We start from the raw sequence: 25,481 nt of genomic DNA on the forward strand, positions 1-25,481 counted from the left end.
AATAAAATGAGTATCGTGGCACTAAAAAATGTAAGCAGAATATACGAAAGCGGAGGGCGAAAGGTTTATGCCCTTAACAAAGTCTCTTTTACTGTGGAGGAGGGAGAGTTTACCGTCATACTGGGACCAAGCGGTGCAGGAAAAAGTACGCTGTTAAATATCCTCGGGGGAATAGACAAGGCGGATGAAGGAGAGGTAAAGATTTCAGGTCAGGACATCGCTGCGCTGAATGAAAAGGAAATGTCCGGCTACCGGGCCGAAAGGGTAGGATTCGTATTCCAATTCTACAACCTGATACCAACATTGACTGTCCGGGAAAATGTCGCACTTATGAAAGAGCTGAAAAGAGATGCCGTGTCCCCGGACGAGGCATTGGCAAAGGTCGGTCTCAGAGGGCACGGCCGCAAATTTCCAGACCAGCTTTCGGGAGGAGAACAGCAGCGGGTATCCATTGCAAGGGCAATAGCAAAGAACCCTGACTTGCTGCTCTGTGATGAACCGACAGGCGCTCTGGACAGCGAGACAGGCTGCATGGTGCTGTCAGAGCTTAGAAGGCTGTGCAAGGAGGAAGGCTGTACGACGCTCATTGTCACTCATAACGCAAACCTTGCCAAAGCTGCCGACAGAATTGTCAGGGTAAAAAATGGCCGGATTGTCGAGAACCTCGTGAATGAACATCCTGTTAGTATAGAAGAGGTGGAATGGTGATGCTGATCAGAAAAATGCTGCGGGATATCTATAAAAATAAAGTACAGTTTACGGCTATTTTCCTCATGATGTTTATTGGCTGCTTCCTTTTTTCCGGAATAACCGGAGAATGGAAAGGCCTGGAGAAGCATTTTAATGATTATATACATAACCAGAACATGGCAGATATATGGGCGTTCCATAATTTTACTGACACGGATATGGAGAAGATCAGGAAAGATGACCGCATTACAGAAGCGGAGGGACGAATAGTTCTGCCGATGGCTCCCTCAGGAAATAAGGAAGCTTCTTTGGACTGTTATGTGGCAGAAAGTAATAATATATCCAGGCTTCATGTCAAAGAAGGAGTTCCTTTTGACAGCAGCAAAAAGGGCATATGGCTGGATGCCCTGTATGCCGGAGAGAATCATCACACGGTCGGCGAGGATATGGAATTACAATACAAAGGCCTGGAAATCACGGGGGAAATCCTCGGCCTCGTCTATAGTCCGGAATATATATATGGGGCCTCGGAAGGCGGAATGATGCCGGATCATAAACAGTCGGGTTTCGCCTGGATCAGTCCGAAGCTTCTGCCTGGGGAAATGCCTTACGGCTTAAATGAGATTGTGGTAAAGACTGCAGGACCGGAGAAAAAACAGCTCATACAGGACATACTGGGTGACAGTAAAGTAGAGACAGTGGAGGCATCCGGCCAACCGGGCATATCCATGGTAAAAGATGAGATTGAGCAGCACAGGACGATAGGAACAGCTTTTTCAGCCGCATTTCTTCTGATAGCCGTGATGATTGTCATGACGACCATGCACCGGCTGCTGAAGAACCAGAAGATGCAGATAGGCATACTGAAGGCATTGGGTTTTACAAAGAAGAAGCTCATAATCCACTATTTGTCCCATAATGCATTCATCTGTCTTGCCGGAGCGTTTGGAGGATTCGTGTGCGGATACCGTTTCCTTCCCGTGCTCATCTATAAGTTTATGAAACAGATGTACGTACTGCCTCTGTGGGAAGGCTTTCTGCCTTCTGTCTACTATCTTCTCCCACTTGGCTGTACGTTCCTCTGTGTAATTATAAGCGGCCTGATCTGCCGGAAATATCTGAAGCCAGACGCAGCCACTGTCCTTTATGCGGATTTGCCTTATGGAAAAATGAAGGAGCTTCCAAGAGCAGCTGACTACCTTGGATTTGCAGGAAGATGGAATCTCAGGGACATCGCGAGAAACAGGCTGAGAAGCTTTATGAGCCTGTGCGGGATCCTCGGCTGTACGGCACTCTTGTTCTGCGCGTTTGCCCTATATGACACATTTGTAAATCTGTCGGACTGGACGTTTACGAAGCAGCAGGAGTATGAATGCAAGATAACAGACCTGCCGGAGGAAAAAGAGCAGCAAGACATTCTTGCGATGACAGACGGGGAGTATCTGATGGAAGGAAGCGCCTCTATCCTCACGGGGGCAGCGTCTGCAGAATCGGACGGTGAAGGAAATAGGAAAAATAAGAAAGAGGCGAAAAAAGACGTTGCACTTACTGTGGCAGAAAGTACGCGCTATGTGAAGCTGGCAGAAGATTTGGACACGTTTACGAGGGCAGACGGAGGGGTCGCAGTGTCAAAGAAGACAGCGGACCGCCTCCATATCAAAAAAGGTGATATTCTCACATGGAAGCCGGCAGGCGGCGGGTCTTATATAAGGTCTGAGGTAAAAGCAGTCATCCGCACGCCGCTCAGCCAGGGTATTATTATGATGAGAGAAGATTATGAGGGCGCAGGCCGGGTATTTGAACCGACTTCCATCATCGGAAAGGAGCCGGCCAACGGATTTGGGCCTTATGAAGACGAATGCAGCATATCATACCAAAAAGACCTGACCGGCGGGATAGACTCTATGATGGAGGGCATGGTGATGATGATAACAATCCTCGTAATTGGAGCGGTGATTCTGGGAAGTGTTATGCTGTATAATCTCGGTATATTATCTTATATGGAACGGTACCGCGAATTTGCGACAATGAAGGTGCTTGGATTCGCGGATAAGAAGATACGAAAGATTATGATACAACAGAACGTTTGGCTGTCCGTACTTGGTATACTGACCGGCATGCCGGCAGGCTACGGCCTGCTGCAATACCTGCTCTCTACTATACCGGATTCCATGGATATACCTGTATTTATAAAGACTGCATCGTGGGTGCTGAGCGCAGCCGGAACACTTATGCTCTCCTTCCTGATCAGCAGGATAGTGTCCAGAAAGATACCGCATATCGATATGGTAGAGGCGCTGAAGGCGGAGTAATTGGGAGTTTAGTGAAGCAGGACGCCGCTGGGGACGCATCGGAGCATCTGTCCCCTGCCTGGTTCCGGCTCTTCTTGCAGCAACAGCGTGTACGCCTCGCTGCAATTGCTTAACAATGAACAAATTCGCCGGCCTGATTCGTCTGGATTTACAAAACTCTTATCATTCAACTGACGCAGCCAGCGTTCATACGCTGGCCAGTAACGTCACACAGCCGCTCCTGCCCTTGTTAAGTGAAGTAGATGCCACTCGGCTCCCCGTCTGCAGCCACTTTACTTACCCTCCCACTTATGCTCTGATATCCATAGACCGGCCAGGGTCAACAGCATGCCGATACATGACTTCATAGTTACCTGTTCTTTCAGCACGATTACGGAAGCGGTCACGGTGATGACGGGTACGAGGTAGATGTAGACGCTCGTCCTTACTGCTCCAAGGATACGTACGGCTGCGTTCCATGTGACAAAGCAGAGCGCAGAGGCGCCGAGTCCCAGGAAAAGCATGTTTCCGAGGCTGACCGGGCTTATGAGCGCTTTTAGATCAGGGGTAAACCCGGAGAAGAGCATCACCGGAATCATGAACATGATACCGTAGAAGAAGACTCTTCTTGTCGTTTCTATCGTAGAATAACCGTACCCGGAGATTTTCTTCGTCAGTACAGAGTAGCAGGCCCAGATGAAAGCGGCCAGCAGCGCAAGGAAGTCTCCGGTCGGGTTCAGGCTTGCACTTCCGTCTGAAAAACTGATTAGGCTGATTCCAGCCATGGCAGCCACGAATCCGAGGAAAAATGGTATGCCGAGCGGTTCCTTCTCCCGTGAGACGAGCCGCGTAAGTATGGCAGTGAAGAACGGGGCTGTGGAGATGATTACCCCCACGTTGGATGCCTGGGTCATCGTCAGGGAGATGTTCTCCAACAGATAATAAAGGCAGATGCCACACAGGCCCGCGAGGAGAAAGGTTCCTTCCTGATTCCTGCCTTTTAGAGGCATAAACTTTGGCCGGACGCACCAAAGTGCGATGTAGCCGATGATAAACCGGATAAATAATATCTCGATTGGTGTAAAGTCTTTCAGCAGTACCTTTGTGGAGATGAAAGTAGTGCCCCATATGAGTATGGTTATAAAGGCGGCCAGATGGCCTTTGGCTCTGTTTGTCTCTGACATGTCTGTTATCGTTCCTCTCTCTTGCCTTCGTATGTATTCTTTGCCGGCGCATCTTTGGATGTGCCGGTACTACTATCTGTAAATATCCGTTGGTACTGCTTGGGAGTAAGGCCTGTAAATTCCCGGAAAAAGTTTGTAAAGTGGCTCTGGTCCGAGAATCCGGCCATATCGGACGCATCGATGGGCGGAACCCCTTGTTCCAGAAATTTCTTGGCCCGCCCGAGACGTACGGTCTGGAGATAGCGGTAGGGGGAGACTCCGACCTGGCGGGTAAATGACCTTATGAGATATGACTTCCCGAAGCTCGTCATAGTAAGCAGTTCATCCAGGGTGATATTTTCGGCGAAATGTTCGTCCATATAGCTGCATAGCGTCTGTATCTGCGGATTGGGCTGTATAATCTCCGCCTCGTCAAAAGGAGCGGCATAATCTTCCAGCACTTGATGAAGAAGGAAGAAGAATGCTTCCTCCCGCTCCATACGGGGCCCCCCCTTTAAGATGGCATCATACAGCCTTCCGAGCGATTGGGTGATATCGCTCTGGTACACGACATTTTGGGTGAAATGGGGGACAAACGGCTTCTCTGTGATTTCGGATGCCGCCTTCTCCATGATATCCGGGGGAATGTTGACAGCCCGGTAATCCAGTATCTCGCCTCCGAGCGGCGCGCAGTAATGGTTATCGTGAGGGTTGAAAAGGATGAGGTCCCCGGCAGTCAGGTCGTACTCTTTTGCCTTGCACCAGAGATGCCGGCTGCCACCTTCCACAAAGCCGATGACATAGAATTCATGAAAATGATTGGGGAATTTCTGGACGATTCCGCTTAAGTTATATGCTTCTATCTTCAAATCGCGGTCGTAGTATACGTGCCGCTGTTCCTGCTCTCTTGGCATTATTTTCCTCCTTGATGCTGCTGTTATATGAACTGATGATATTTTAACACATCTTCGGAAAGATTTCTTGAATGATGTGACACTTATGTTATACTTGGTAAAAAGGAGGATGTGAATATGAGATATGAAATCCAGGGCGAGACACTTCCGGTCGTCATCTGCCGGCTGGAGGCCGGGGAGAAGATGATTACAGAAGGCGGAGGCATGGCATGGATGTCGCCCAATATGTTGATGGAGACGACGACCAACGGTGGAATCGGGAAAGCGTTTGGGCGGATGTTCACTGGTGAGAAGATGTTCCAGAATATCTATACGGCTCAGGGCGGCGAAGGAATGATTGCATTCGCATCAAGCTTTCCGGGCTCGGTAGAGGCGTTTGAAATCGGACCGGGGCAGGAGATGATATTGCAGAAAAGTGCATTTCTCGCGGGAGAGGCAGAAGTGGATATGTCCGTGTTCTTCAACAAGAAGTTCAGTTCAGGACTGTTTGGAGGCGAGGGGTTCATCATGCAGAAGATAAGCGGGCACGGCACGATATTTGCCGAATTCGACGGGCATGTAATCAATTACGAACTCCAGACGGGGCAGCAGATTGTAGTAGATACCGGCCATCTGGCGGCGATGTCTGCCACTTGCAGCATGGAGATAAAAAGTGTTCCAGGCGTGAAGAATATGCTGTTTGGAGGCGAGGGTATCTTTAACACTGTCATTACAGGACCGGGTAAAGTCTGGCTTCAGACGATGCCTATCAGTAATGTGGCCGGCGTGCTGAGGCCGTACCTTCCGTCATCGGGTTCATAAGCCTGACGGAATAAAGTAAAAGATGGGAGCAGGATATGACAGAAAAGGAATTGATGTTATCAGAACAATTATATATTGCAAACGATGAAGAACTTTCGAGAGAGTTCATGCGGGCAAAACGGCTTACACGGCTGTATAACAGTACGACAGAGGAACAGATGGATTACCGTGCGCAGCTTTTGAAAGAACTGTTCGGAAAGACAGGAGAGAATCTGCACATCGAGCCTGCCTTCCGCTGTGATTACGGCACGAATATCTCCATAGGAGAAAATTTCTATGCCAATTACGACTGTATCATCGTAGACGTATGCAGCGTCACGATAGGAGACAACGTATTCTGGGGGCCGCGGGTATGCGTCTATACCGCAGGACACCCGATTGACGCAAAAGTGCGCAGTACACAGCTGGAATTCGGCAGGAAAGTATCCATTGGCAGCGATGTGTGGATAGGCGGCAATACGGTCATCAACCCGGGAGTGAGCATCGGGGATAATGTAGTGATAGGTTCCGGCTCCGTGGTGACGAAGGATATCCCTTCCGGAGTGATAGCGGCAGGCTGTCCATGCAAAGTGCTGAGAGAGATCAATGAGGACGACAGCAAATACTGGGAAGGGCAGGCACTGAAATACAAAGAAAACAGAAGGAATCAGAAAGAAGGCACGGCAAAGTTATGATGAGAGATCCGGTTCAGACGATAGGCAACCTGATAGATAAAAGCAATCTGAACGTTGTCAACTACATAGATGAGGAGGGGTATCCCGTCAGCAGGGCCATGCTGGCGCCAAGGGAACGTGATGGGATCCGGACCTTCTGGTTCACGACGAATACATCATCTAACAAGGTGAAGTGCTATCGGGAAAATGCACAGGCAAGCATATATTTTGTCGATAAGCGGTTCTACCGCGGCGTATGCCTTATGGGGACGATGGAGGTGCTGGAGACAGCGGAGGCAAAGGAGAGGATCTGGCGGGACGGTGACACGATGTATTATGAAAAAGGCGTAACGGATCCGGACTACTGTGTACTGAAGTTCACGGCAGTAAAAGGACGGTATTACAGCAATTTCCATTCGGAGGATTTTGAGATACTATAATGGATAAATACGAAGTTCTAAAACAATATTTTGGATATGACGAGTTCCGGGACGGGCAGAATGTGCTGATTGACAGCGTCCTTGAAGGAAGAGACACGCTCGGCATCATGCCGACCGGTGCCGGCAAATCTCTTTGCTATCAGATACCGGCGCTTCTGATGCCGGGGATTACGCTCGTCATATCACCACTGATATCACTGATGAAAGACCAAGTCGAAGCGTTGAACCAGGCTGGGATCCATGCGGCGTATCTGAACAGCTCGCTTACGCTGAACCAATACCACGCTGCATTGCGCTACGCGAAGGAAGGACGATATCCAATCATCTATGTGGCTCCTGAACGGCTGGATACAGGCGAGTTCCTGGACTTTGCGCTACATACGGACCTCTCTATGGTGGCGGTAGACGAAGCACACTGCGTATCGCAGTGGGGACAGGATTTCAGGCCCAGTTATCTGAAAATCGTAGACTTTATCGAGAAGCTTCCAGTGCGTCCTGTGGTGAGCGCGTTTACTGCGACAGCCACGAAGGAAGTCAGGGAAGATATTGCGGATATACTGCGGCTTCAGAATCCTCTTGTCACCTCTACCGGGTTTGACCGCCCGAACCTGTACTTTGCAGTACAGGCGCCGAAGGATAAGTTCGGAGCCGTGTTGAATTATGTAGAGCGTCACAAAAAAGAGAGCGGCATCATCTACTGCCTTACCCGTAAAAATGTGGAGGACGTGTGCGGCAGGCTTAAGGAGGCGGGATTTTCCGCCACGAGATACCACGCAGGCCTCGGTGACCAGGAACGGAAGTCGAACCAGGAGGACTTTATCTATGACCGGGCTGATATCATGGTGGCCACAAATGCATTTGGCATGGGAATAGATAAATCGAATGTCAGATTTGTGGTACATTACAATATGCCGAAAAATATGGAAAGCTACTATCAGGAGGCCGGAAGGGCAGGAAGGGACGGAGAAGCCGCCGAATGCATCCTTCTGTACGGCGGCCAGGATGTGGTGACGAACCAGCTCTTTATAGACAATAACAGGGAAAATGACCAGCTGGATGAATTGACGATGGAGATTGTGAAAGAAAGGGACAGGGAGCGTCTGAAGAAGATGACGTTCTACTGCTTTACAAACGAATGCCTTCGGGATTACATTCTTCGTTATTTCGGAGAGTACGGGGACAACTACTGTGGAAACTGCAGCAACTGCCTATCGCAGTTTGAGACGGTTGATGTCACAGAGAGCGCGGCTGCTATCATCAGCTGTATATCGTCGTGCCGGCAGCGCTATGGCGTCAATGTCATACTGGATACCGTACATGGAGCCAAGACGGCGAAAATCCTCCAGTATCATATGGATGAAAATCCGCAGTATGGGACACTGGCCAAGGTTCCTGCCTACCGGCTCCGGCAGATTGTCAACCATTTGCTGCTCGGGGAATATCTCATGCTGACGACGGACGGCTACAGTATCGTTAAGCTGACCGCCAAATCAGGACAGATTCTGGATGGGACAGAGCAGATTACGATGAAGATGCCCAAGGAGGCAGAAAAGGAAGCAAAGGGCCGTAAGAAGGCAAAGGGATCCAAGACAAAAGCGGCAGGGCTTTCCTTGGCGGATGAGCCTATGTTCGAGAGGCTGAGGGCACTCAGGATGGAAATAGCAAGAGAAGAAAAAGTGCCCCCGTATCTCGTGTTTTCAGACAAGACACTTGTCCACATGTGCGTGGAGAAGCCGGAAGATAAGCAACGTATGCTGTCTGTCTCCGGAGTGGGAGAGTAAAAGTATGACAAATACGGCGAACGGTTTTTAGAGGAGATACGGAAGCTCCGGTAATATGCCGGCGTAAGCTGAATATGGCTGAAATCTAAAAGCCGTGTGCCTGAAGAAATTTTTCGAATTTCTTCTCGCCGAATATTTCATTCGTTATGAATTCTCCCTCATAATAGAAACTGTACGTCGTAAAAGGAGATGGCCCCTCCTGAGCCTGGCGGGCTGTCTCCAGCTTATGCACCGCAACGGCAGTTCCGTGCTGTCTGGCCATGTCCTGGATGAGAGGGACATACTTTGAAGTATGAGGACATTGGTTCGTGTAGTACAGGACCATTCCTTTTTCCTCAATCTTTCCAGATGTGGCGCAGCCCCTGAACTTTGGCACAGGCGCAGTATGTGAAAAAGGAAGATAGTAGAGCACGAAATACGGGCTGGCGTTATCGGCAGCGGTAAAACCCTTATATTTCATATAGTCCGGGTCAGGCAGATAGCTTCTTTTTTTCTCGGAGGCGATAATCGTGATACCGCATTTCCCCTTTGCCTTTGCATCTTCGATGCATTGATTGAGCAGCTCGTTGGCATATCCCTTCCCCTTATACTGTCCCGATATCCAGAAACAGTTGATATGCATGTACCCTGGCGCATCAATCGGATACCAGGCATTTTCGGCAGGCATGTATTCGATAAAAACTTTGCCTCTTACGTCTGCTTTCAGAAATACAAGCCCATCCTGCAGATTCTCTTTCATCCATGCCTTTTTGGAAGAGACACAGTTTTCCCCTTTCTTGTCTGTGATACAGCAACAGATATGCTCCTTCTCTATATTCTTCTCGTCAACAGTTATATATTCCATCTTTTAATCTCCTTTTAGTTGTATTTGCTCTATTATAACACATGTAATCTGACAACGGCTTGTCAGGTTTCCCGCAATAATTTAAGCCTGCTGCTTCCGGCTGTATCTTATGCGCCTGATTCTGTATCTGGCGACATAGATATTGTCGGCTCAGGTATTTACCGATATAATGGAATCAGCACGAAAAGAGAGGGTAGAGAATATGTATCATGTTGCAATCTGCGATGACGATATGCTGGCACGGATGCTTATCCGCACAGCGGTGGAAAGGACGGGTGCAGAGTGCCTGATAAGTGAGTTTGCCGACGGGGCAGACCTGATAGACGGATATGAGGGATATGATGTGCTGTTTCTGGATATCGATATGCCTGAGACAGACGGGCTGGAGGCGGCTGCCATAATCAGGAGGACAGACCGTGCCGTCAGAATCATCTATGTCACCGGCTATGAGGACTATATGAGCCGCTCCTTCCTTGTACACCCGTTTTCTTTTCTTCTTAAGCCTGTGGATGAGGAGGAAATCAGGAAACAATTCAGGGAGGCATGTGAATATGGAGGTGAAAAAGGGCAGAAAGGTCCTCTTCACTTTACCGCCTGTGAAGGCGTGGTAGAGATGGATGTGTATGAGATTTATTACATGGAATATGTGGGGCGGAAGATACGCATGGTAACAAAGAACGGAGAATACTTCCTGAGGGGAAAGATTACCGCGCTGGCGGAGCGGATGGAGGCCTATGGCTTTGCCGCCCCGCACAAGAGCTTTACAGTGAACCTCTACCATGTAAAATCAATCAGAGGGTATGACATCCATATGATGAACGGTGATATCATACCACTGTCACAAAAACGCTCTTCACAGTTCAGGGGACGGCTTGGCAGACAGCAGGCGGAATACATTTAGTCAGGAGGGGGAGCAGGTGGGCTTTATAGAATCAAGTATATGGAACAGTATTCTAGGTGCGTCTGAAACGGTTGTACTTTCTATCTGCACATGGTATTTTATGAGCCATACAGAGCAGAATATAACGAAGCCGGCAAGAGGCAGAATGCTGGCGTTTTCAGCCTTCTGGGCAGGATATGCAGGATTGGCTTACGGTTTTAGTTCTTCCTCCTGGGGCAATATTCCGGCTATCCTTTTCATGGCTGCCGGATCGATGTTCATCGGGCACAAACTGTATAACAGCAGGAGAATGTATCTGTTCTATTACTTTCTCTATCCGGTCACCTTCGTCTTGATGCAGATATTCGTCATCTATCTCGTGTATGGGTTTATCATGTCTCAGTGGGGCATGTTTGTGTTTGATTACTATTCGGCCAACATCGCGCTCATTATCAAGCAGCTGGCTGCGCTGCTCCTGACCGGGGTGTGGGTGGCGCTGCTGAACCGCAGGCAGTTCGAGGACGTGTCAGGCTTCCAGTTTGCCGGGCTTTTTCTTCCTCCGCTGATCAGTGCATTTATCATCGCGTCCCTCATCGTGCTCGGCAATGTATATATACAGTTGTACGGAGCGTATCTGGTTATTGTGGACATATGCTTCCTGGTGTTCATGAACCTGTATATCCTATATCTATTTTCTTACCAGTCCAGGAACAGGAAGCTGAAGGAAGAACTGAAGATGTTCCAGAGACAGAGCGAGATGCAGTATCATTATTATGAAAAGCTGGAAGAAAAGTATGAGGCGTCAAGAAAGCTGACCCACGATATGCGCAACCACCTCCAGTCGATAGAGGCGCTCTGCCAGATGAACAGATGCGGGGCAGGCAACGACTATGCCAGAGATATGCACAGAATGCTGGACAGCTTCGCACAGCGCCAGTACACGGACAGCCCCATGCTCAACATCATCCTGAATGACAAAGCGGAGACTGCAAGGCAGAAGAATATACACATGGAAGTCAGGATAGGCATGATACAGCTCGGGCATATGAAGGACATAGATGTAACGACCGTATTTGCCAATCTTCTGGATAATGCGCTGGAGGCTGCAGAAGGATCCGGATGTAAGCGGTATATTACTGTAAAGGCGGATACATTTCGAGACTTCAGTGTTGTTAAAATATGTAATTCCTATGATCCTGCGTTGAAAAAAAACAGGAAAGATACGGAACACAGGGGGATTGGACTTGGCAATGTAAGACAGACGCTGAAGTGCTGCGGAGGCGGCATGGATATTGAAGAAAAGGACGGGGAATTTGTGGTAAGCATAACGATTCCAGGTCCGGAAGGAGATGCGGGTGAAGCATGATGAAGGCGGAGATTGGAAAAAAAGAGGCAGGAGGGAACAAGATGAAGAGCTTTTTTGTGGTATTAGGTGTGGCATTGCTCATAGGGAGCATATCAGGCTGTACAAAGAGCCAGAAGCTGTCCGGTGATTATGATGAAAATGAGGTGAAGAAGGCAGCGGAAGAGGTAATCGACTTGGTAAACGCGGGAGAGTACGAAAAGCTGGCGGAAGAAAAATGGAACCCACAGCTTAAGTCGGCACTTCCGGCAGAGACGATGGTCAGCGAAGTGCAGCCTGTCATAGAAGAACTGGGGGCATTTAAGAGCTATGGGGATGAGGCGGTGGCCGGAAGCGAAGATAAAGATACGGAGCAGGAATTTGCAGTTGCTGTCGTTAAAGCCCAGTATGAAGAACGAAAAGCGCAGTATACGATTACGTTTGATAAGAATATGAAAGTGGCAGGTTTTTTTATTAAATAGAAAGGGATGAGCTATGTATATATTTTTGTTCTGCATGGTCCTGCTGACTCCGGCCGTGGTGGCACTGATTGGATGCATATGGAGGAAACATCCTCCGGCTTCGATAAATCTGGCATATGGGTATCGGACAAAGAGGTCCATGATGAATAAAGAGACATGGGCCTATGCACATAAATGCTGTGGGACCGTGTGGTGCAGAGGGGGCATCATTCTGCTATTGCTGTCGGCAGCAGCTATGGCGTTATTAAAAAACAGAGACTATGAGACTGCTTCCATGTATATTGTAAGCTTTCAGCTCGTGGCGGTCTGCCTGTCTATCGTGCCGGTTGAATCATCGCTTAAGAAGCACTTTGATGAATATGGCAGGCGTATACGGTGACAGGTATAAATTGAGGGACTGGGTAAAACCAGCCCCTTTTTTCCGGCTTGTCATAAGATATTAAAACATGTATCGGCAGAGGTTATGTTATACATTTTGAACTTCATTTGCTATAATATAAAATAAGGTGTATTGCAGAATTGTATTTTTATAGAAAGCAGGTGCGGGGATGATTAAGAATAAAAGTATAGATAATGGCAGAGAATTTGACTGGGGACGCACCTCAGAAGATTACGCGAAGTACAGGGACATCTATCCGGAGGAATTCTACAGGAGGCTTCTGGACAAGGGGGTGTGTATGGAAGGGCAGACCGTGCTGGATATAGGGACGGGGACGGGAGTCATTCCAAGGAACATGTACCGGTATGGCGCAGACTTTACAGGTATAGACATATCAGAGGAGCAGATAGGACAGGCGAAAGCATTGGCAGAGGGATCTGGGATGAAGATAGAGTTTTGCTGTGTACCTGCGGAGAAGAGCCAATTTCCAAACAACCACTTTGACGTTGTAACAGCCTGCCAGTGTTTTACGTACTTTGACCATGCGGCGCTTGCGCCCCATATCTGTCATATGCTGAAGCCCGGTGGGATATTTGCGCTTCTTTATATGGCGTGGCTGCCATTCGAAGATGAGATAGCAGGCAAGAGCGAACAGCTTATCTTGAAGTACAATCCTGAATGGTCAGGCTGCAATGAGATGAGACATCCGATAGCGGTACCGGACATTTTTCATGAGTTTTTTACCATAGAAAATGAGGATGTGTTCGATGTGCATGTACCTTTTACAAGAGAGAGCTGGAATGGCAGGATGAAAGCATGCCGTGGCATCGGGGCATCGCTGCCGGAAGAGGAGATAAGGAAGTTCGACGAAGAGCACATGGCAATGCTTGAGGAGACAGCGCCCAGGCACTTCGATATCCTGCACTATGCAGCGATGACAACGATGAGGAAAAAGTAAGGCTGCAAAGCGTATCTGAACCGGGTATCATATTCAAGGGGGTAAGAAGGAATGAAAGAAAAGAAAGGTATCATTATATTAAGTGTGACAGCCCTGATATTTAGCGTACTGTCAGCAAGCATAGGATTTGGACTTCTGGGAGATTCGGGTCTCAGCTTTCTGCTACGTGTACTTTGTGGATTCTGCTTTATTGTGACGCCATTGTTGATTATACAGCTTATCATCTCCGTATTTAAGAAGGATAGATGACAGGAATAAGGATGGATGAGGTATGTCGGATGATTCGGAAGATGAAGAAGAAAGACTTGGATAAGGTGATGGAGATCTGGCTCGATACGAATATCAAGGCCCACAATTTTATCCCAAAGAGCTATTGGGAGAGCAATGCCCAATCCGTGCGGGAGATGATTTCAGAGGCAGAGGTCTATGTGTATGAATCGGGTGCAGATGGAGAGGTTCAGGCATTTGCAGGAGTATCCGGCAGTCATATCGCCGGCTTATTTGTGGACGGCGCAGCCCAGTCAGGTGGGATTGGGAAAGCACTTCTGGATTATTTGAAGGATAAAAGGCCGGCATTAGAATTATGCGTGTATGAGAAAAATGAGCGTGCCGTCCATTTCTATAAACGCGAAAAATTCCAGGCTGCATCAGAAGGCATCGATAAGGATACCGAAGAAAAAGAGATTATTATGACGTGGGATGCCCGAAGAAGTGCATAGCGGCAGAGAAAGCAGGATAGGACATGGACAATACAGAGATCAGAACAATGTTGAACGAGATGGCGGAACCAGATTTCCAGAAGTTTTCCAGCTCACTTATACCCGAGATTCCCTCAGGCAGCGTCATCGGCGTCCGCCTGCCTAGGCTGCGCAAACTGGCAAAACAGATAGCGGGAGAAGACTGGCGCAGTTATCTTCAGACGGCATCAGACGCAAGCTTTGAGGAAATCATGCTTCAAGGGATGGTAATCGGTTACGCGAATGCTGGAATACAGGAGATCTTAAGCTGCGTAGATGCTTTCTTACCCAAGATAGATAACTGGTCAGTCTGCGACAGCTTCTGCTCAGGGCTCAAGATAACAAAAGAACACCCGGAAGAGATGTGGGAATACATACAAACAAAGCTTAGGTCCAGACGGCCGTATGACATCCGCTTTGCTGTAGTGATGCTTATCAATTATTACATAGACGATGCATATATAAAGCAGGCATTTTCGGCTATGGATCAGATACATGAGGAATCATATTACGTAAAAATGGCTGTAGCGTGGGCTGTGTCCATGTATTACGTATACAATCCGAACTATACGGAGACATTTCTGCGGCAGACTGCCCTAGACGATTTTACATATAATAAAGCACTTCAGAAAATATGCGAATCGAGGCAGGTTACGAAAGAAACAAAAGAAAAAATTCGGGCGATGAGGAGGAAATTTTCATAGGGGTCAGACCCCTGTGTTGAAAGGGGTCAGACCCCTATGAAAATTATGAAAGAAGTCAGTCAATTTACAGAGGGCAAAATCTTGTCTCCTCTCATAGGTTTTGCGCTTCCGGTGCTGCTTGCCATATTCCTGCAGACGATGTATGGTGCGGTGGACATGCTGATTGTCGGGCAGTTCAGTGAGGCTGCGCAGTTATCTGCGGTTTCTACGGGCAGCTGGGTGATGCAGACGGTTACGTCTGCTATCGTGGGGCTATCTATGGGAACGACAATTATATTAGGCCAAAGGATTGGAGAAGGCAAGCAGGAGGCAGCAGGCAGAGCAGTTGGCGTCAGCATCTGTCTGTTTGCGGTAATCGGAATTGCCGTTACGGTGCTGCTGGAACTGCTCGCGGTTCCGATTACTGTCATGATGAAGGTGCCGCAGGCCGCATTTGAAAGCACGGTTTCCTATCTAAGGATATGTGCCGCTGGCGCTGTTTTTATTGTGGCGTACAATGTGATAGGAAGCGTTTTCCGAGGAGTGGGTGATTCGCGGATGCCCTTGCTCACAGTCGCGATTGCGTGTGTCGGGAATATCGCAGGAGACCTTTTGTTTGTCGGAGCTTTCCATATGGCTGCCGAAGGCGCGGCAGTGGCCACCGTACTGGCCCAGGCGCTCAGCGTCATCCTTTCGGCATGGATTATCCGCCGCAGGAACCTGCCGTTTTCTTTCAGAAGAAGATATATTCGTTTAGAAAGAAACATTGCAGCCAGAATCATAAAACTAGGTTTTCCAATCGCGCTACAGGATGTGCTCGTATCCATCTCCTTCCTGGCCATCACGGCAATCGTCAATACGCTTGGCGTCGTTGCCTCCGCAGGTGTAGGAGTGGCGGAAAAGATATGTGGCTTCATCCTCCTTGTCCCGTCGGCATTCATGCAGTCCATATCTGCGTTCGTGGCACAGAACGTAGGTGCCAGAAAACCAGGGAGAGCAAAGCGGGCACTGCTGTACAGCATCCTTGTATCACTTGGAATCGGGGTATTTCTGGCATGGTTTGCCTTTTTCCACGGAGATGTACTGGCGGGGATCTTTAATAAAGACAGCCGGGTAATTGCAGCGGCTGCAGATTATCTGAAAGCTTATGCGGTCGATTGTCTGCTCGTATCTTTCATGTTCTGCTTTACCGGTTATTTCAACGGATGCGGGAAGACAGCCTTCGTCATGCTTCAGGGCATCGCCGGCGCTTTTGGAGTAAGGATACCGGTATCCTACCTTATGAGCCAGATTGTGCCGGTATCTTTGTTCCGCATCGGACTGGCCACACCTGCGTCCACATTGCTGCAGATTGTCCTTTGTGCAGGTTACTATATATGGATAGAAAAACGGGCTGCTGCTGCCGCCCGTTAGACATTCATATCTTTTAAGGAACGAATCAGTTCGATGTCCTCAGCAAGGAGTCTCAGATTCGAAGTATAATTCTGCCCGTCGGGCGTAGACACCGCAATTTCAACAACGGTCCCTTCTGTAAGTGCATGTTCGGATACTACATCCAGAAACAATGGAAACTTTGGATGCCTGGCTTTAAACTTTTCCAATTGAGTTTTCAGCTGCTGTAACAGAGCAATGGAATTTAAATTCATTCTTTTATTACCTCCACATCTTAACAGTTTGGTCCAGGTCTTACGTATACCTGATATCGCTACAACTATAACGGATTTGCCGGTAAATGTCAAAGCGGGGAGGCTGGTGTAAATAAAGAGGGCAGGACTATAAAAATGTATTGGATTCATATAAAAAATAATGTAAAATGTTAGGAAACTGATTGATTATGATATGACAAAGAGGAGGCCTGAAATGAAGATAGATATTCCTGATTACAAAGTGTTAGACTTGAAGTATCTGGTACTCGATTACAACGGCACAATTGCAGTGGACGGAAAGATTCCACAGGGAGTGAGGAAACAGATCAAAGCCTTAGCGGAACAAGTCGAGGTCTATGTGCTCACAGCGGATACATACGGGAGCGCGGAAGAAGAATGTGCCGGACTGCCTGTGAAGATAGAGACGTTCCCGTCAGGGAATGCTATGGCAGCCAAAGATGCGATTGTGGAATCTCTTGGAAGGGAAAACTGCGCATGTATGGGGAATGGGAGAAATGACCAGCTCATGTGCAGGATGGCGGCCTTATCTATCGCTGTAATGGATTCGGAAGGCATGTGCGGCAAACTGATCAGGGAAGTGGATGTATGTGTCCGCTCGATTGAAGAGGGGCTTGAGCTGATGCTGAACCACAAGCGTCTCATAGCAACCCTGAGAGGTTAGCCTGCTGCCGTGCTGCATCAACCCAACACAGAAAAAACACATTATCATCATATTTTTACCAAATTCTCCGTATATAGTAAATGTTGAATTTACCGAGTACGGCGGGGCAAGTATTTGTGTCCGTGCGCGGCGCCGGCAAAGGATGACAACTGCGACAGAAAGGGTGAAATGTATGAAGAAAAAAATTATCTGTGTTCTGGCAGGAACGGTTATGACCGCTATGGTTGTGTCGGGATGCCAGAAGAGCAGTACGGAAGAAAAAACGGAAACATTATATGGGGAGATTGCAGATATAGACGGAGATAAGATTACGCTGGCACTCGCAGAAGAGCCTGAGATGGGAGAGGCCCCATCAGGAGATATGCCGCAGGGTGGTCCGGGAGGAATCAACCTTACAGGAGAAGAGCAGACAATCACAACCGACAACGATACAAAGGTAGAAAAGACGAGCCCTAAAGGTGGAGAACATGGGAATGAGGAGGGTACTAAGGAGGATGCAGAGGCACAGGCAGATACAAAAGAGGTGTCCCTGGATAATCTAAAAGAAGGAGATGTCGTATCTGTTGAGATACAGGGAGAAAAAGCAGCCAGCATTACGATTCAGAACATGGGCAGCATGTCAGATGCAACGACTGGAAACATTGAACTTTCCGGCGTGTATACGGTTGATGGAAAAGAAGAGATGTCGGACGCAGAAACATATGCTTCTACAAATGCAGATGAGAATGCCGTACTTGTTAAAAACGGGGGAGCCCTTGAGCTTACCAACACGGTACTTCATAAGACCGGCGACAGCAGCAGTGAAGATGAGAGCAACTTTTATGCCGTAAATGCAGTCCTGGCTGCATCCGAAGGAAGTACAGCAACGATGAGCGATATCACGCTGACGTCAGATGCAGAAGGATCCAATGCAATCTTCGCTACGGGAGAAGATTCAAAGATTACCGTAAATAACGTAAAGATTCATACGAAGGGGAACTCGTCAAGAGGGCTGGATGCCACCTACGGTGGCAGCGTGATAGCGACCAATGTTGACATAACTACCGAAGGCGCGCATTGCGCTCCGATTGCCACAGACCGAGGAGAAGGGACGATAACAGTGGACAGCGGTACGCTTTCAGCCGCAGGGGAAGGAAGTCCGTGCGTCTACTCTACAGGAAACATTACAGTAAAAGGGGTGACAGGAACAGCATCAGGAAGCCAGACTGCTGTCGTAGAAGGTAAGAACTCTATCACCCTTGAAGAATGTGATCTGACAGGCGCCGGAGAGAGCGGCGTCATGCTTTACCAGAGTACATCAGGAGATGCAGCGGAAGGGACGGCCAAGTTCTCCGCTTCGGACACTAAACTGTCTTCTACGTCATCAGGTCCGATGTTCTACATTACCAATACGGATGCGGAGGTTACACTTGAAAATACTGAGCTGGCTTATAACAGCGATATCCTTGTCAGAGTATCTGGAAACAATACGAACAACTGGGGAAAAGAAGGCTCCAACGGCGGTGATTTCAAGCTGAACGGAGTCAATCAGAAACTGGCCGGTGACGTAACGTGCGATGAGATAAGTACGGTAGAAGTCAGCCTTACGAAAGGAAGTATCTTAAAGGGTACGGTCAATGGTGAGAATACCGGCAAAGAAGTGCGGATCAGCCTGGATAAGGATTCCAGGTGGGAACTTGCCGCGGATTCTTATATAACGTCAATTACTGACAAGGACAAGTATCTGGAAAATATAGCCTCTAATGGACATAACATATATTATGATGCATCAGACAGCTCGAACGAATGGCTGGATGGTGAAACATTTGAACTAAATGGAGGCGGTTCTTTGACACCGGCCGCCTGATCTACCGGATGTAGACAAGGCGGCATGGATTGCTCCTTTTAAAGAGCATACGGAAATTTATAATGAGTAAGTGGCCCGGCTGTGTTATAATCTGCTTATGGATACAGGCATAAAAGACTATTAAGAGGTGATTGTATGGCAAAGTACGTAATGGCGCTGGATGCGGGGACGACGAGCAATCGATGCATCCTGTTTGATGAAAAGGGCGGGATATGCAGCGTGGCCCAGAAAGAATTTACCCAGTATTTTCCTAAACCAGGGTGGGTAGAGCACGACGCGGATGAGATATGGTCTACGCAGCTTGGAGTGGCGGTGGAAGCCATGAGCAAGATTGGGGCTGAGGCGGCAGATATTGCTGCCATCGGGATTACGAACCAGAGGGAGACGGTCATCGTATGGGACAGAGTTACCGGTGAACCGGTGTACCATGCAATCGTCTGGCAGTGCCGGCGTACGGCGGAATACTGCGACAGTCTCAAGGAACGGGGACTGGAAGAGTTCTTCCGTAAGAAGACAGGCTTGAAGATCGATGCTTATTTTTCTGCGACAAAGATTAAATGGATACTGGATCATACCGAGAGGGCAAGAGAACGGGCCCAACGGGGAGAGCTGCTGTTCGGTACGGTAGAGACATGGCTCATATGGAAGCTGACAAAAGGCCGGGTTCATGTGACGGATTATTCCAATGCGTCGCGGACGATGTTATTTAATATCAACACGCTGGAATGGGACGGAGAGATTCTGGATTTGATTGGCATACCGAGGAGCATGCTGCCGGATGTGAAGCCGTCAAGCTACGTATACGGTGAGGCAGACGCCTCCTTTTTAGGCGGAGCCATACCGATTGGCGGAGCCGCCGGCGACCAGCAGTCAGCACTGTTTGGACAGACATGTTTCCTGCCGGGTGAGGCGAAGAATACATATGGCACCGGCTGTTTTCTCCTCATGAATACAGGTGAAAAACCGGTGTTTTCAGAGAACGGCCTGGTAACGACCATTGCATGGGGACTGGACGGCAAAGTATATTACGCTTTGGAGGGATCTATATTTGTAGCCGGCGCGGCCATCCAGTGGCTGCGAGATGAACTGCGGCTGATTGACTCCTCGGCAGATTCCGAATATATGGCGAAGAAAGTGCCTGATACGAACGGATGCTATGTGGTACCTGCATTTACGGGGCTTGGTGCACCGCATTGGGACCAGTATGCTAGGGGAACGATGGTAGGGCTGACGAGAGGCGTGAACAAGTATCATATCATCCGGGCGACACTGGAATCACTGGCTTATCAGGTAAATGACGTGCTGAAGGCCATGGAGGCTGACGCAGGCATACATCTGAGCGCGTTGAAAGCAGACGGCGGAGCCAGCGCCAATGATTTCCTCATGCAGACACAGGCGGACTTGAGCGGGGCGCCGGTCAACCGTCCGCAATGTGTGGAGACGACGGCTATGGGGGCGGCCTATCTCGCCGGGCTTGCAGTCGGATATTGGAAAAATAAAGAAGATGTAATAAACAACTGGGCCAAAGACAGAACGTTTGAACCTCAAATAGCGGAGGAGGAGAGGACGAAGAGAATCAAAGGCTGGAACAAGGCAGTCACGTATGCATATGACTGGGCCAAAGACGAGGAAGAGGAAGGCGTATAACGAATGTATGATGCAGTAATAATAGGGGCCGGTGTATCCGGCTGCGCGATAGCGCGTGAACTGTCCATGTATGAAGGGAAGCTCTGCGTGCTGGAGCGGGAAGAAGATGTATGCTGCGGGACGTCCAAGGCCAACAGCGGCATTGTCCATGCGGGACATGATGCCGTTCCGGGAACGTTAAAGGCGAGGCTTAATGTCCGTGGTAATGAAATGATGGAAAAGCTTGCAATAGAGCTGGACATACCGTTTGTGCGCAACGGCTCGCTCGTCGTATGTACGGATGAACGGGACAGAGCAAAGCTGGAACAGTTGTATGAGAATGGGCAAAAGAATAAAGTGCCCGGGTTAACGATACTTTCCGGTGAGGAAGTACGAAAGTTAGAGCCCAATATTACAGAGGCGGCAGTCGCGGCGCTGTATGCTCCCACCGGCGGCATCATATGCCCTTTTGAACTGAATATTGCCATGGCGGAAAATGCTTGTGCAAATGGTGTTGATTTCAGGTTCAATGAAGAGGTGATGGAGATTAGAAAATGTGCATGTGGGTACGAGGTTGCCACGGGAGACGGCATCTATGAAACGAGGGCCGTCATTAATGCGGCGGGAGTGTACGCGGATGTGTTCCACAATATGGTTTGCAGCGATAAGATTCACATTACACCGCGGAGAGGCGAATATATGCTGATGGATAAGCAGGCAGGCGCTCATGTAAGGCAGACCATTTTTACCGTGCCCGGTACATATGGCAAGGGAGTGCTTGTAACCCCTACGGTGCACGGAAATCTTATTGCAGGGCCGACCGCGCTGGATATTGAAGACAAGGAGGCGACAAAGACGACACTGGACGGATTGGCCGAAGTGGAGAAAAAAAGTGGCCTGGCAGTCCGGGACGTACCTCTCGGGCAGGTTATCACTTCGTTTTCAGGATTAAGGGCTCATGAGCAAGGGGGAGACTTCATAATCCGCGAATCTGCGGAGCGCTTTTTTGACTGTGCAGGCATTGAGTCCCCCGGCCTGACGAGTTGTCCTGCCATCGGCCAGATGGTGGCAGAGATGGCGGCAGAACGGCTCGCCCTGACTAAGAAGGAGGCATATACAGCCGGGCGGCGGGGAATACTGCGTCCGGATACGCTGTCGGACGGAGAAAGAAATGAACTCATACAAAGTAATCCGGCTTATGGCAATATCGTCTGCCGCTGTGAAATGATAACAGAAGGAGAGATTCTGGATGCAGTCAGAAGGCCCCTCGGGGCAAGGACGATGGATGGAGTCAAACGGCGCACAAGAGCTGGAATGGGGCGGTGCCAGGGAGGGTTCTGCGCTCCGAAGGTGATAGAGATATTGGCGGGCGAGCTCGGAGTGGGTCTGCTTGATATAACAAAATCCGGCGGAAAATCTAGAATGCTTACAGGCAGAGATAAGGAAAGGTTATAGGAGGAGCGTGACATGCAGGAGTATGACATCGTGGTAATAGGCGGAGGCCCGGCAGGACTTGCCGCCGCTCTGTCTGCGAGAGAAAAGGGTATCGGAAGTATACTTATACTGGAGAGGGACCGTGAGCTTGGTGGTATACTGAACCAGTGCATACACAATGGCTTTGGGCTCCACACGTTTAAGGAGGAGCTGACCGGGCCAGAGTACGCATACCGCTATATTGAAAGAATCCATGCCGAAAATATAGCATATCGGCTTCACACGATGGTGATGGATATAGAACGGAAGGATGATGGGACAAAGATAGTCACTGTAATGAACAGCCGTGACGGCATGAGGCATATCTGCGCTCGCGCGGTAATCCTTGCCATGGGGTGCAGAGAACGTCCGCGAGGCGCTCTTAACGTTCCGGGATACCGGCCTGCGGGAATCTACACGGCTGGAACGGCACAGCGGCTGGTGAATATGGAAGGATTTATGCCGGGAAAGGATATTGTCATTCTGGGATCTGGCGACATTGGTTTGATTATGGCAAGGAGAATGACGCTGGAAGGGGCCAGAGTGAAAGCAGTAGCGGAGATTATGCCGGAATCCGGCGGACTGAAAAGGAATATCGTGCAGTGTCTCGAGGATTATGATATTCCATTGAAGCTAAGCCATACGGTCATAGATATAAAAGGGAAAGAGCATATCGAGGGTGTTACCCTGGCCAAGGTAGATGAGGACAGAAGGCCCATACCGGGAACGGAGGAAGAGTACAGTTGTGACGCACTTCTTCTGTCAGTAGGGCTGATTCCTGAAAATGAGCTGACAAGAGGTCTCGGTGCAGCCATGGACGGACGGACAAATGGCCCCAAAGTGGATGGGCGCCTGGAGACGACAGTGCCCGGCGTATTTGCGTGTGGAAATGTCCTGCATGTCCACGACCTGGTGGATAACGTGTCCCGGGAGGCGGCGGAGGCCGGGAGATATGCAGCAGAATTTGTTGAAGGAGAAGAAAGAGCATGGAGACAATAGAGATGACCTGCATCATCTGCCCTAACGGCTGCGCCCTTAACGTCCAGACGGAAGACGGAGAAATCCTGGACGTTATGGGCAATTCATGCATGCGCGGCTATGCATATGCCCAGGCGGAAGTGCAGAATCCGACGCGTATGCTGACGTCCACGGTGGAGGTGACCGGTGGAGAACTTCCACGTGTATCTGTAAAGACACAAAAGGAGATTCCAAAAGGCAAGCTGATGGAGTGCGCGAGGCAGTTGAAAGGGGTGACGGCGGAAGCGCCGGTGAACATAGGGGACGTGGTCGTACACAATATAGCAGAAACAGGAATTGACATAGTTGCCACTGTTAATGTGCCCAAGAAAACTTCATTTTTATAGACAATTATATGAAAATATACTAAAATAGTCTTATCGACCTCAGAACAGAGTAAAGGAAGGGAGCCAGTTATGGAGAAAAATGTTATAGTAGGACAATCAGGAGGGCCGACTGCGGCCATTAATTCAAGCCTTGCAGGCGTATACCGCACGGCAAAGGACCGTGGAGCCAAGAAAGTGTTCGGTATGCTTCATGGAATACAGGGACTGCTGGAAGAACGTTATATCGATCTTGCGGACCATATCAAAACTGAACTGGATGCGGAACTGCTAAAAAGGACACCGGCCGCATTTTTGGGTTCCTGCAGATTTAAGCTGCCGGAAATCCATGAGGACAGGGAAGTATATGAAAAGATATTTTCCATTCTTGATAAATTAGAGATAGAAGCGTTTATCTATATTGGCGGAAATGATTCTATGGATACGATAAAAAAATTGTCTGATTACGCAATTATCACAGGACATCCGACCAGATTCGTCGGCTGCCCGAAGACGATAGACAATGACCTGGCACTGACAGACCACACGCCGGGATATGGAAGTGCTGCAAAGTACATCGGTACATCTATGAAAGAAATTATCAGGGACAGTTTCTGTCTGGAATATAACAAAGGTCTTGTCACGATAGTGGAAATCATGGGACGTAATGCCGGCTGGCTCACCGGTGCGGCAGCACTGTCCAAAGGGGAAGACTGCGAAGGACCGGATCTCATCTATCTGCCAGAGCTGCCGTTTGATATCAGGAAGTTTGGCGAGAAGGTGCAGAAACTGCTCGGGAAGAAGCCGTCTGTCGTGGTTGCTATCTCAGAAGGCATCCGTACAGAAGAAGGCAAGTATGTATGTGAACTCGGCAACAGTGTAGACTTTGTAGATGCATTCGGACACAAACAGCTGTCTGGAACCGCCGCATTTCTTGCGAACTATATTGCCGGAGAGCTTGGCTGCAAGACGCGGGCTATTGAGCTCAGCACGCTGCAGCGTTCAGCTTCGCACGCGGCATCCCGTGTTGATATACTGGAAGCCTACCAGGTAGGCGGCGCGGCCGTCAAAGCAGCTGATGAAGGAGACTCCGGAAAGATGGTCGTACTCCAGAGGCTGTCCGACGATCCTTACCAGTGTGGAACAGAAGTAAAAGACGTGCATAAGATTGCAAATGACGAGAAGCTTGTCCCAAGGGAATGGGTGAACAAGGAAGGCACGTATGTTACAAATGAGTTCATCTCTTACGTAAGGCCACTCATCCAGGGCGATGTATCACCGGTTATGGTTGACGGTATCCCGAGACACCTGTACCGCCCGATTGAGCTGGTCAGAAGATAAGAAGAGCGATTACGCTTTGAGGGGTAACTGGGGGGTTAGTAAATTAGGACGCCGCTGGGGAGGCAGGGGGCATCTGCTCCGATGCGTCCGGGAACTGCGACTATCACACAGATTCCTAAGCCCGTGGAATGTTCGCCGATGGGGCTCTCATCCCACGGGCCAAGGAATCTGGTGAGGATTCTCCGTCCCTTCCGCTTACACCTTCGCATATGTCCCCTGCCTCCCCAGCGGCTATCTACTTTACTGGCACGGGCGGGGGTGGCTGTGTGACGTTACTGGCGGTCGGAAGGAATTTATCTGTGCCAGTATATTAATAAAAAAGCTGAGCGAGTGAAAACCTTTGGCAAAATGGAATTATAATTATAATGAGGAAGAGCCGGAATCAGGTACAGGGCTGTTATGTGAGATAACATCCCTTGCCTGACTCCGGCTCTTCCTGCAGCAACGGCGTGTACGCCTCGCTGCAAACGTTTAACTACGATAATATAC

Annotated in this window: 25 protein-coding genes and 1 pseudogene; 22 read left to right on the forward strand and 4 right to left on the reverse strand. The window is 49.1% G+C overall.

Features of this window, described 5'->3' with window-relative positions:
• The first annotated feature begins 6 nt into the window (after positions 1-6).
• Together HMPREF0980_RS16150 and HMPREF0980_RS16155 are read left to right on the forward strand one after the other, a co-directional pair.
• Positions 7-708: an ABC transporter ATP-binding protein gene (locus HMPREF0980_RS16150; protein WP_049730102.1), complete on the forward strand. Its 702-nt coding sequence runs from the start codon at positions 7-9 to the stop codon at positions 706-708.
• Positions 708-3,002 carry an ABC transporter permease gene (locus HMPREF0980_RS16155; protein WP_242847434.1) on the forward strand — a complete coding sequence of 765 codons (2,295 nt, stop codon included), beginning with the start codon at positions 708-710 and terminating at the stop codon, positions 3,000-3,002. Before HMPREF0980_RS16150 ends, HMPREF0980_RS16155 begins: the two co-directional genes overlap by 1 nt.
• Positions 3,003-3,274: 272 nt before the next feature.
• Here the strand turns inward: HMPREF0980_RS16155 and HMPREF0980_RS16160 are convergent, their stop codons facing one another.
• Together HMPREF0980_RS16160 and HMPREF0980_RS16165 are read right to left on the reverse strand one after the other, a co-directional pair.
• Complete coding sequence (locus HMPREF0980_RS16160; protein ID WP_049730104.1) at positions 3,275-4,165, reverse strand: DMT family transporter; 891 nt, start codon at positions 4,163-4,165, stop codon at positions 3,275-3,277.
• A gap of 5 nt (positions 4,166-4,170) precedes the next feature.
• Positions 4,171-5,058, reverse strand: coding sequence for an AraC family transcriptional regulator (locus HMPREF0980_RS16165; RefSeq protein WP_049730105.1), 888 nt, complete (start codon positions 5,056-5,058; stop codon positions 4,171-4,173).
• A 117-nt stretch (positions 5,059-5,175) separates the two neighbouring features.
• Here HMPREF0980_RS16165 and HMPREF0980_RS16170 point away from each other — a divergent pair, with 117 nt between their 5' ends.
• Genes HMPREF0980_RS16170 through recQ form a run of 4 tightly spaced genes read left to right on the forward strand, consistent with a single transcriptional unit; the run spans position 5,176 to position 8,733 of the window.
• Positions 5,176-5,859, forward strand: coding sequence for a TIGR00266 family protein (locus HMPREF0980_RS16170; protein ID WP_049730106.1), 684 nt, complete (start codon positions 5,176-5,178; stop codon positions 5,857-5,859).
• 35 nt (positions 5,860-5,894) lie between these two features.
• Complete coding sequence (locus HMPREF0980_RS19975; RefSeq protein WP_049730107.1) at positions 5,895-6,533, forward strand: sugar O-acetyltransferase; 639 nt, start codon at positions 5,895-5,897, stop codon at positions 6,531-6,533.
• Positions 6,533-6,952, forward strand: a complete 420-nt coding sequence (locus tag HMPREF0980_RS16180) for a pyridoxamine 5'-phosphate oxidase family protein (protein ID WP_049730342.1) — start codon at positions 6,533-6,535, stop codon at positions 6,950-6,952. Before HMPREF0980_RS19975 ends, HMPREF0980_RS16180 begins: the two co-directional genes overlap by 1 nt.
• The gene (gene recQ / locus HMPREF0980_RS16185; RefSeq protein WP_049730108.1) at positions 6,952-8,733 is read left to right on the forward strand and encodes a DNA helicase RecQ; all 1,782 of its coding nucleotides are present in this window, start codon (positions 6,952-6,954) and stop codon (positions 8,731-8,733) included. The genes HMPREF0980_RS16180 and recQ overlap by 1 nt, the downstream gene beginning before the upstream one ends.
• Before the next feature lie 85 nt (positions 8,734-8,818).
• Here the strand turns inward: recQ and HMPREF0980_RS16190 are convergent, their stop codons facing one another.
• Positions 8,819-9,577, reverse strand: coding sequence for a GNAT family N-acetyltransferase (locus HMPREF0980_RS16190; protein WP_049730109.1), 759 nt, complete (start codon positions 9,575-9,577; stop codon positions 8,819-8,821).
• A gap of 202 nt (positions 9,578-9,779) precedes the next feature.
• Between HMPREF0980_RS16190 and HMPREF0980_RS16195 the strand changes: the two genes are divergently transcribed.
• The 9 genes from HMPREF0980_RS16195 to HMPREF0980_RS16235 all read left to right on the forward strand — a co-directional run bounded on the left by HMPREF0980_RS16195 (position 9,780) and on the right by HMPREF0980_RS16235 (position 16,451).
• Positions 9,780-10,478, forward strand: coding sequence for a LytR/AlgR family response regulator transcription factor (locus HMPREF0980_RS16195; RefSeq protein WP_049730110.1), 699 nt, complete (start codon positions 9,780-9,782; stop codon positions 10,476-10,478).
• Between the two features lie 16 nt (positions 10,479-10,494).
• On the forward strand, positions 10,495-11,823 hold the full coding sequence (locus tag HMPREF0980_RS16200; RefSeq protein WP_049730111.1) for a sensor histidine kinase: 1,329 nt from the start codon (positions 10,495-10,497) through the stop codon (positions 11,821-11,823).
• Between the two features lie 41 nt (positions 11,824-11,864).
• Complete coding sequence (locus tag HMPREF0980_RS16205) at positions 11,865-12,281, forward strand: DUF3887 domain-containing protein (protein ID WP_049730343.1); 417 nt, start codon at positions 11,865-11,867, stop codon at positions 12,279-12,281.
• A gap of 13 nt (positions 12,282-12,294) precedes the next feature.
• Positions 12,295-12,660 carry an SdpI family protein gene (locus tag HMPREF0980_RS16210; RefSeq protein WP_084002900.1) on the forward strand — a complete coding sequence of 122 codons (366 nt, stop codon included), beginning with the start codon at positions 12,295-12,297 and terminating at the stop codon, positions 12,658-12,660.
• Between the two features lie 169 nt (positions 12,661-12,829).
• Positions 12,830-13,618, forward strand: a complete 789-nt coding sequence (locus tag HMPREF0980_RS16215) for a class I SAM-dependent methyltransferase (protein ID WP_049730112.1) — start codon at positions 12,830-12,832, stop codon at positions 13,616-13,618.
• Between the two features lie 51 nt (positions 13,619-13,669).
• The gene (locus HMPREF0980_RS16220; protein ID WP_049730113.1) at positions 13,670-13,867 is read left to right on the forward strand and encodes a hypothetical protein; all 198 of its coding nucleotides are present in this window, start codon (positions 13,670-13,672) and stop codon (positions 13,865-13,867) included.
• The gene (locus HMPREF0980_RS16225) at positions 13,864-14,337 is read left to right on the forward strand and encodes a GNAT family N-acetyltransferase (RefSeq protein WP_242847436.1); all 474 of its coding nucleotides are present in this window, start codon (positions 13,864-13,866) and stop codon (positions 14,335-14,337) included. Before HMPREF0980_RS16220 ends, HMPREF0980_RS16225 begins: the two co-directional genes overlap by 4 nt.
• Positions 14,338-14,360: 23 nt before the next feature.
• The gene (locus HMPREF0980_RS16230; RefSeq protein WP_049730114.1) at positions 14,361-15,059 is read left to right on the forward strand and encodes a DNA alkylation repair protein; all 699 of its coding nucleotides are present in this window, start codon (positions 14,361-14,363) and stop codon (positions 15,057-15,059) included.
• A gap of 36 nt (positions 15,060-15,095) precedes the next feature.
• Positions 15,096-16,451 (forward strand): MATE family efflux transporter, encoded by a 1,356-nt coding sequence (locus HMPREF0980_RS16235; protein WP_330375941.1) that lies wholly within the window; start codon positions 15,096-15,098, stop codon positions 16,449-16,451.
• Here the strand turns inward: HMPREF0980_RS16235 and HMPREF0980_RS16240 are convergent.
• Positions 16,448-16,684: a hypothetical protein gene (locus HMPREF0980_RS16240; RefSeq protein ID WP_049730115.1), complete on the reverse strand. Its 237-nt coding sequence runs from the start codon at positions 16,682-16,684 to the stop codon at positions 16,448-16,450. The two genes, HMPREF0980_RS16235 and HMPREF0980_RS16240, sit on opposite strands and share 4 nt — an antisense overlap.
• Before the next feature lie 214 nt (positions 16,685-16,898).
• Between HMPREF0980_RS16240 and HMPREF0980_RS16245 the strand changes: the two genes are divergently transcribed.
• The 7 genes and pseudogenes from HMPREF0980_RS16245 to HMPREF0980_RS16275 all read left to right on the forward strand — a co-directional run bounded on the left by HMPREF0980_RS16245 (position 16,899) and on the right by HMPREF0980_RS16275 (position 24,992).
• Entirely contained in the window at positions 16,899-17,366 is a 468-nt protein-coding gene (locus HMPREF0980_RS16245) for an HAD family hydrolase (protein WP_049730116.1), read from the forward strand.
• 172 nt (positions 17,367-17,538) lie between these two features.
• A complete protein-coding gene (locus tag HMPREF0980_RS16250) occupies positions 17,539-19,212 on the forward strand; it encodes a hypothetical protein (protein ID WP_049730117.1) in 1,674 nt (557 codons plus the stop codon).
• A 135-nt stretch (positions 19,213-19,347) separates the two neighbouring features.
• Positions 19,348-20,859 (forward strand): glycerol kinase GlpK, encoded by a 1,512-nt coding sequence (gene glpK, locus HMPREF0980_RS16255; protein ID WP_049730118.1) that lies wholly within the window; start codon positions 19,348-19,350, stop codon positions 20,857-20,859.
• 3 nt (positions 20,860-20,862) lie between these two features.
• Complete coding sequence (locus HMPREF0980_RS16260) at positions 20,863-22,293, forward strand: NAD(P)/FAD-dependent oxidoreductase (RefSeq protein ID WP_049730119.1); 1,431 nt, start codon at positions 20,863-20,865, stop codon at positions 22,291-22,293.
• A 12-nt stretch (positions 22,294-22,305) separates the two neighbouring features.
• A pseudogene (locus tag HMPREF0980_RS16265) lies at positions 22,306-23,298 on the forward strand (NAD(P)/FAD-dependent oxidoreductase); the annotation flags it as partial.
• Complete coding sequence (locus tag HMPREF0980_RS16270) at positions 23,298-23,675, forward strand: DUF1667 domain-containing protein (protein ID WP_049730121.1); 378 nt, start codon at positions 23,298-23,300, stop codon at positions 23,673-23,675. The pseudogene HMPREF0980_RS16265 and the gene HMPREF0980_RS16270, both read left to right, overlap by 1 nt.
• 69 nt (positions 23,676-23,744) lie before the next feature.
• Positions 23,745-24,992, forward strand: a complete 1,248-nt coding sequence (locus tag HMPREF0980_RS16275) for a 6-phosphofructokinase (RefSeq protein WP_049730122.1) — start codon at positions 23,745-23,747, stop codon at positions 24,990-24,992.
• Positions 24,993-25,481: the final 489 nt, after the last annotated feature.

Source organism: Dorea sp. D27 (assembly GCF_001185345.1).
Classification (GTDB): Bacteria; Bacillota; Clostridia; order Lachnospirales; family Lachnospiraceae; genus Extibacter.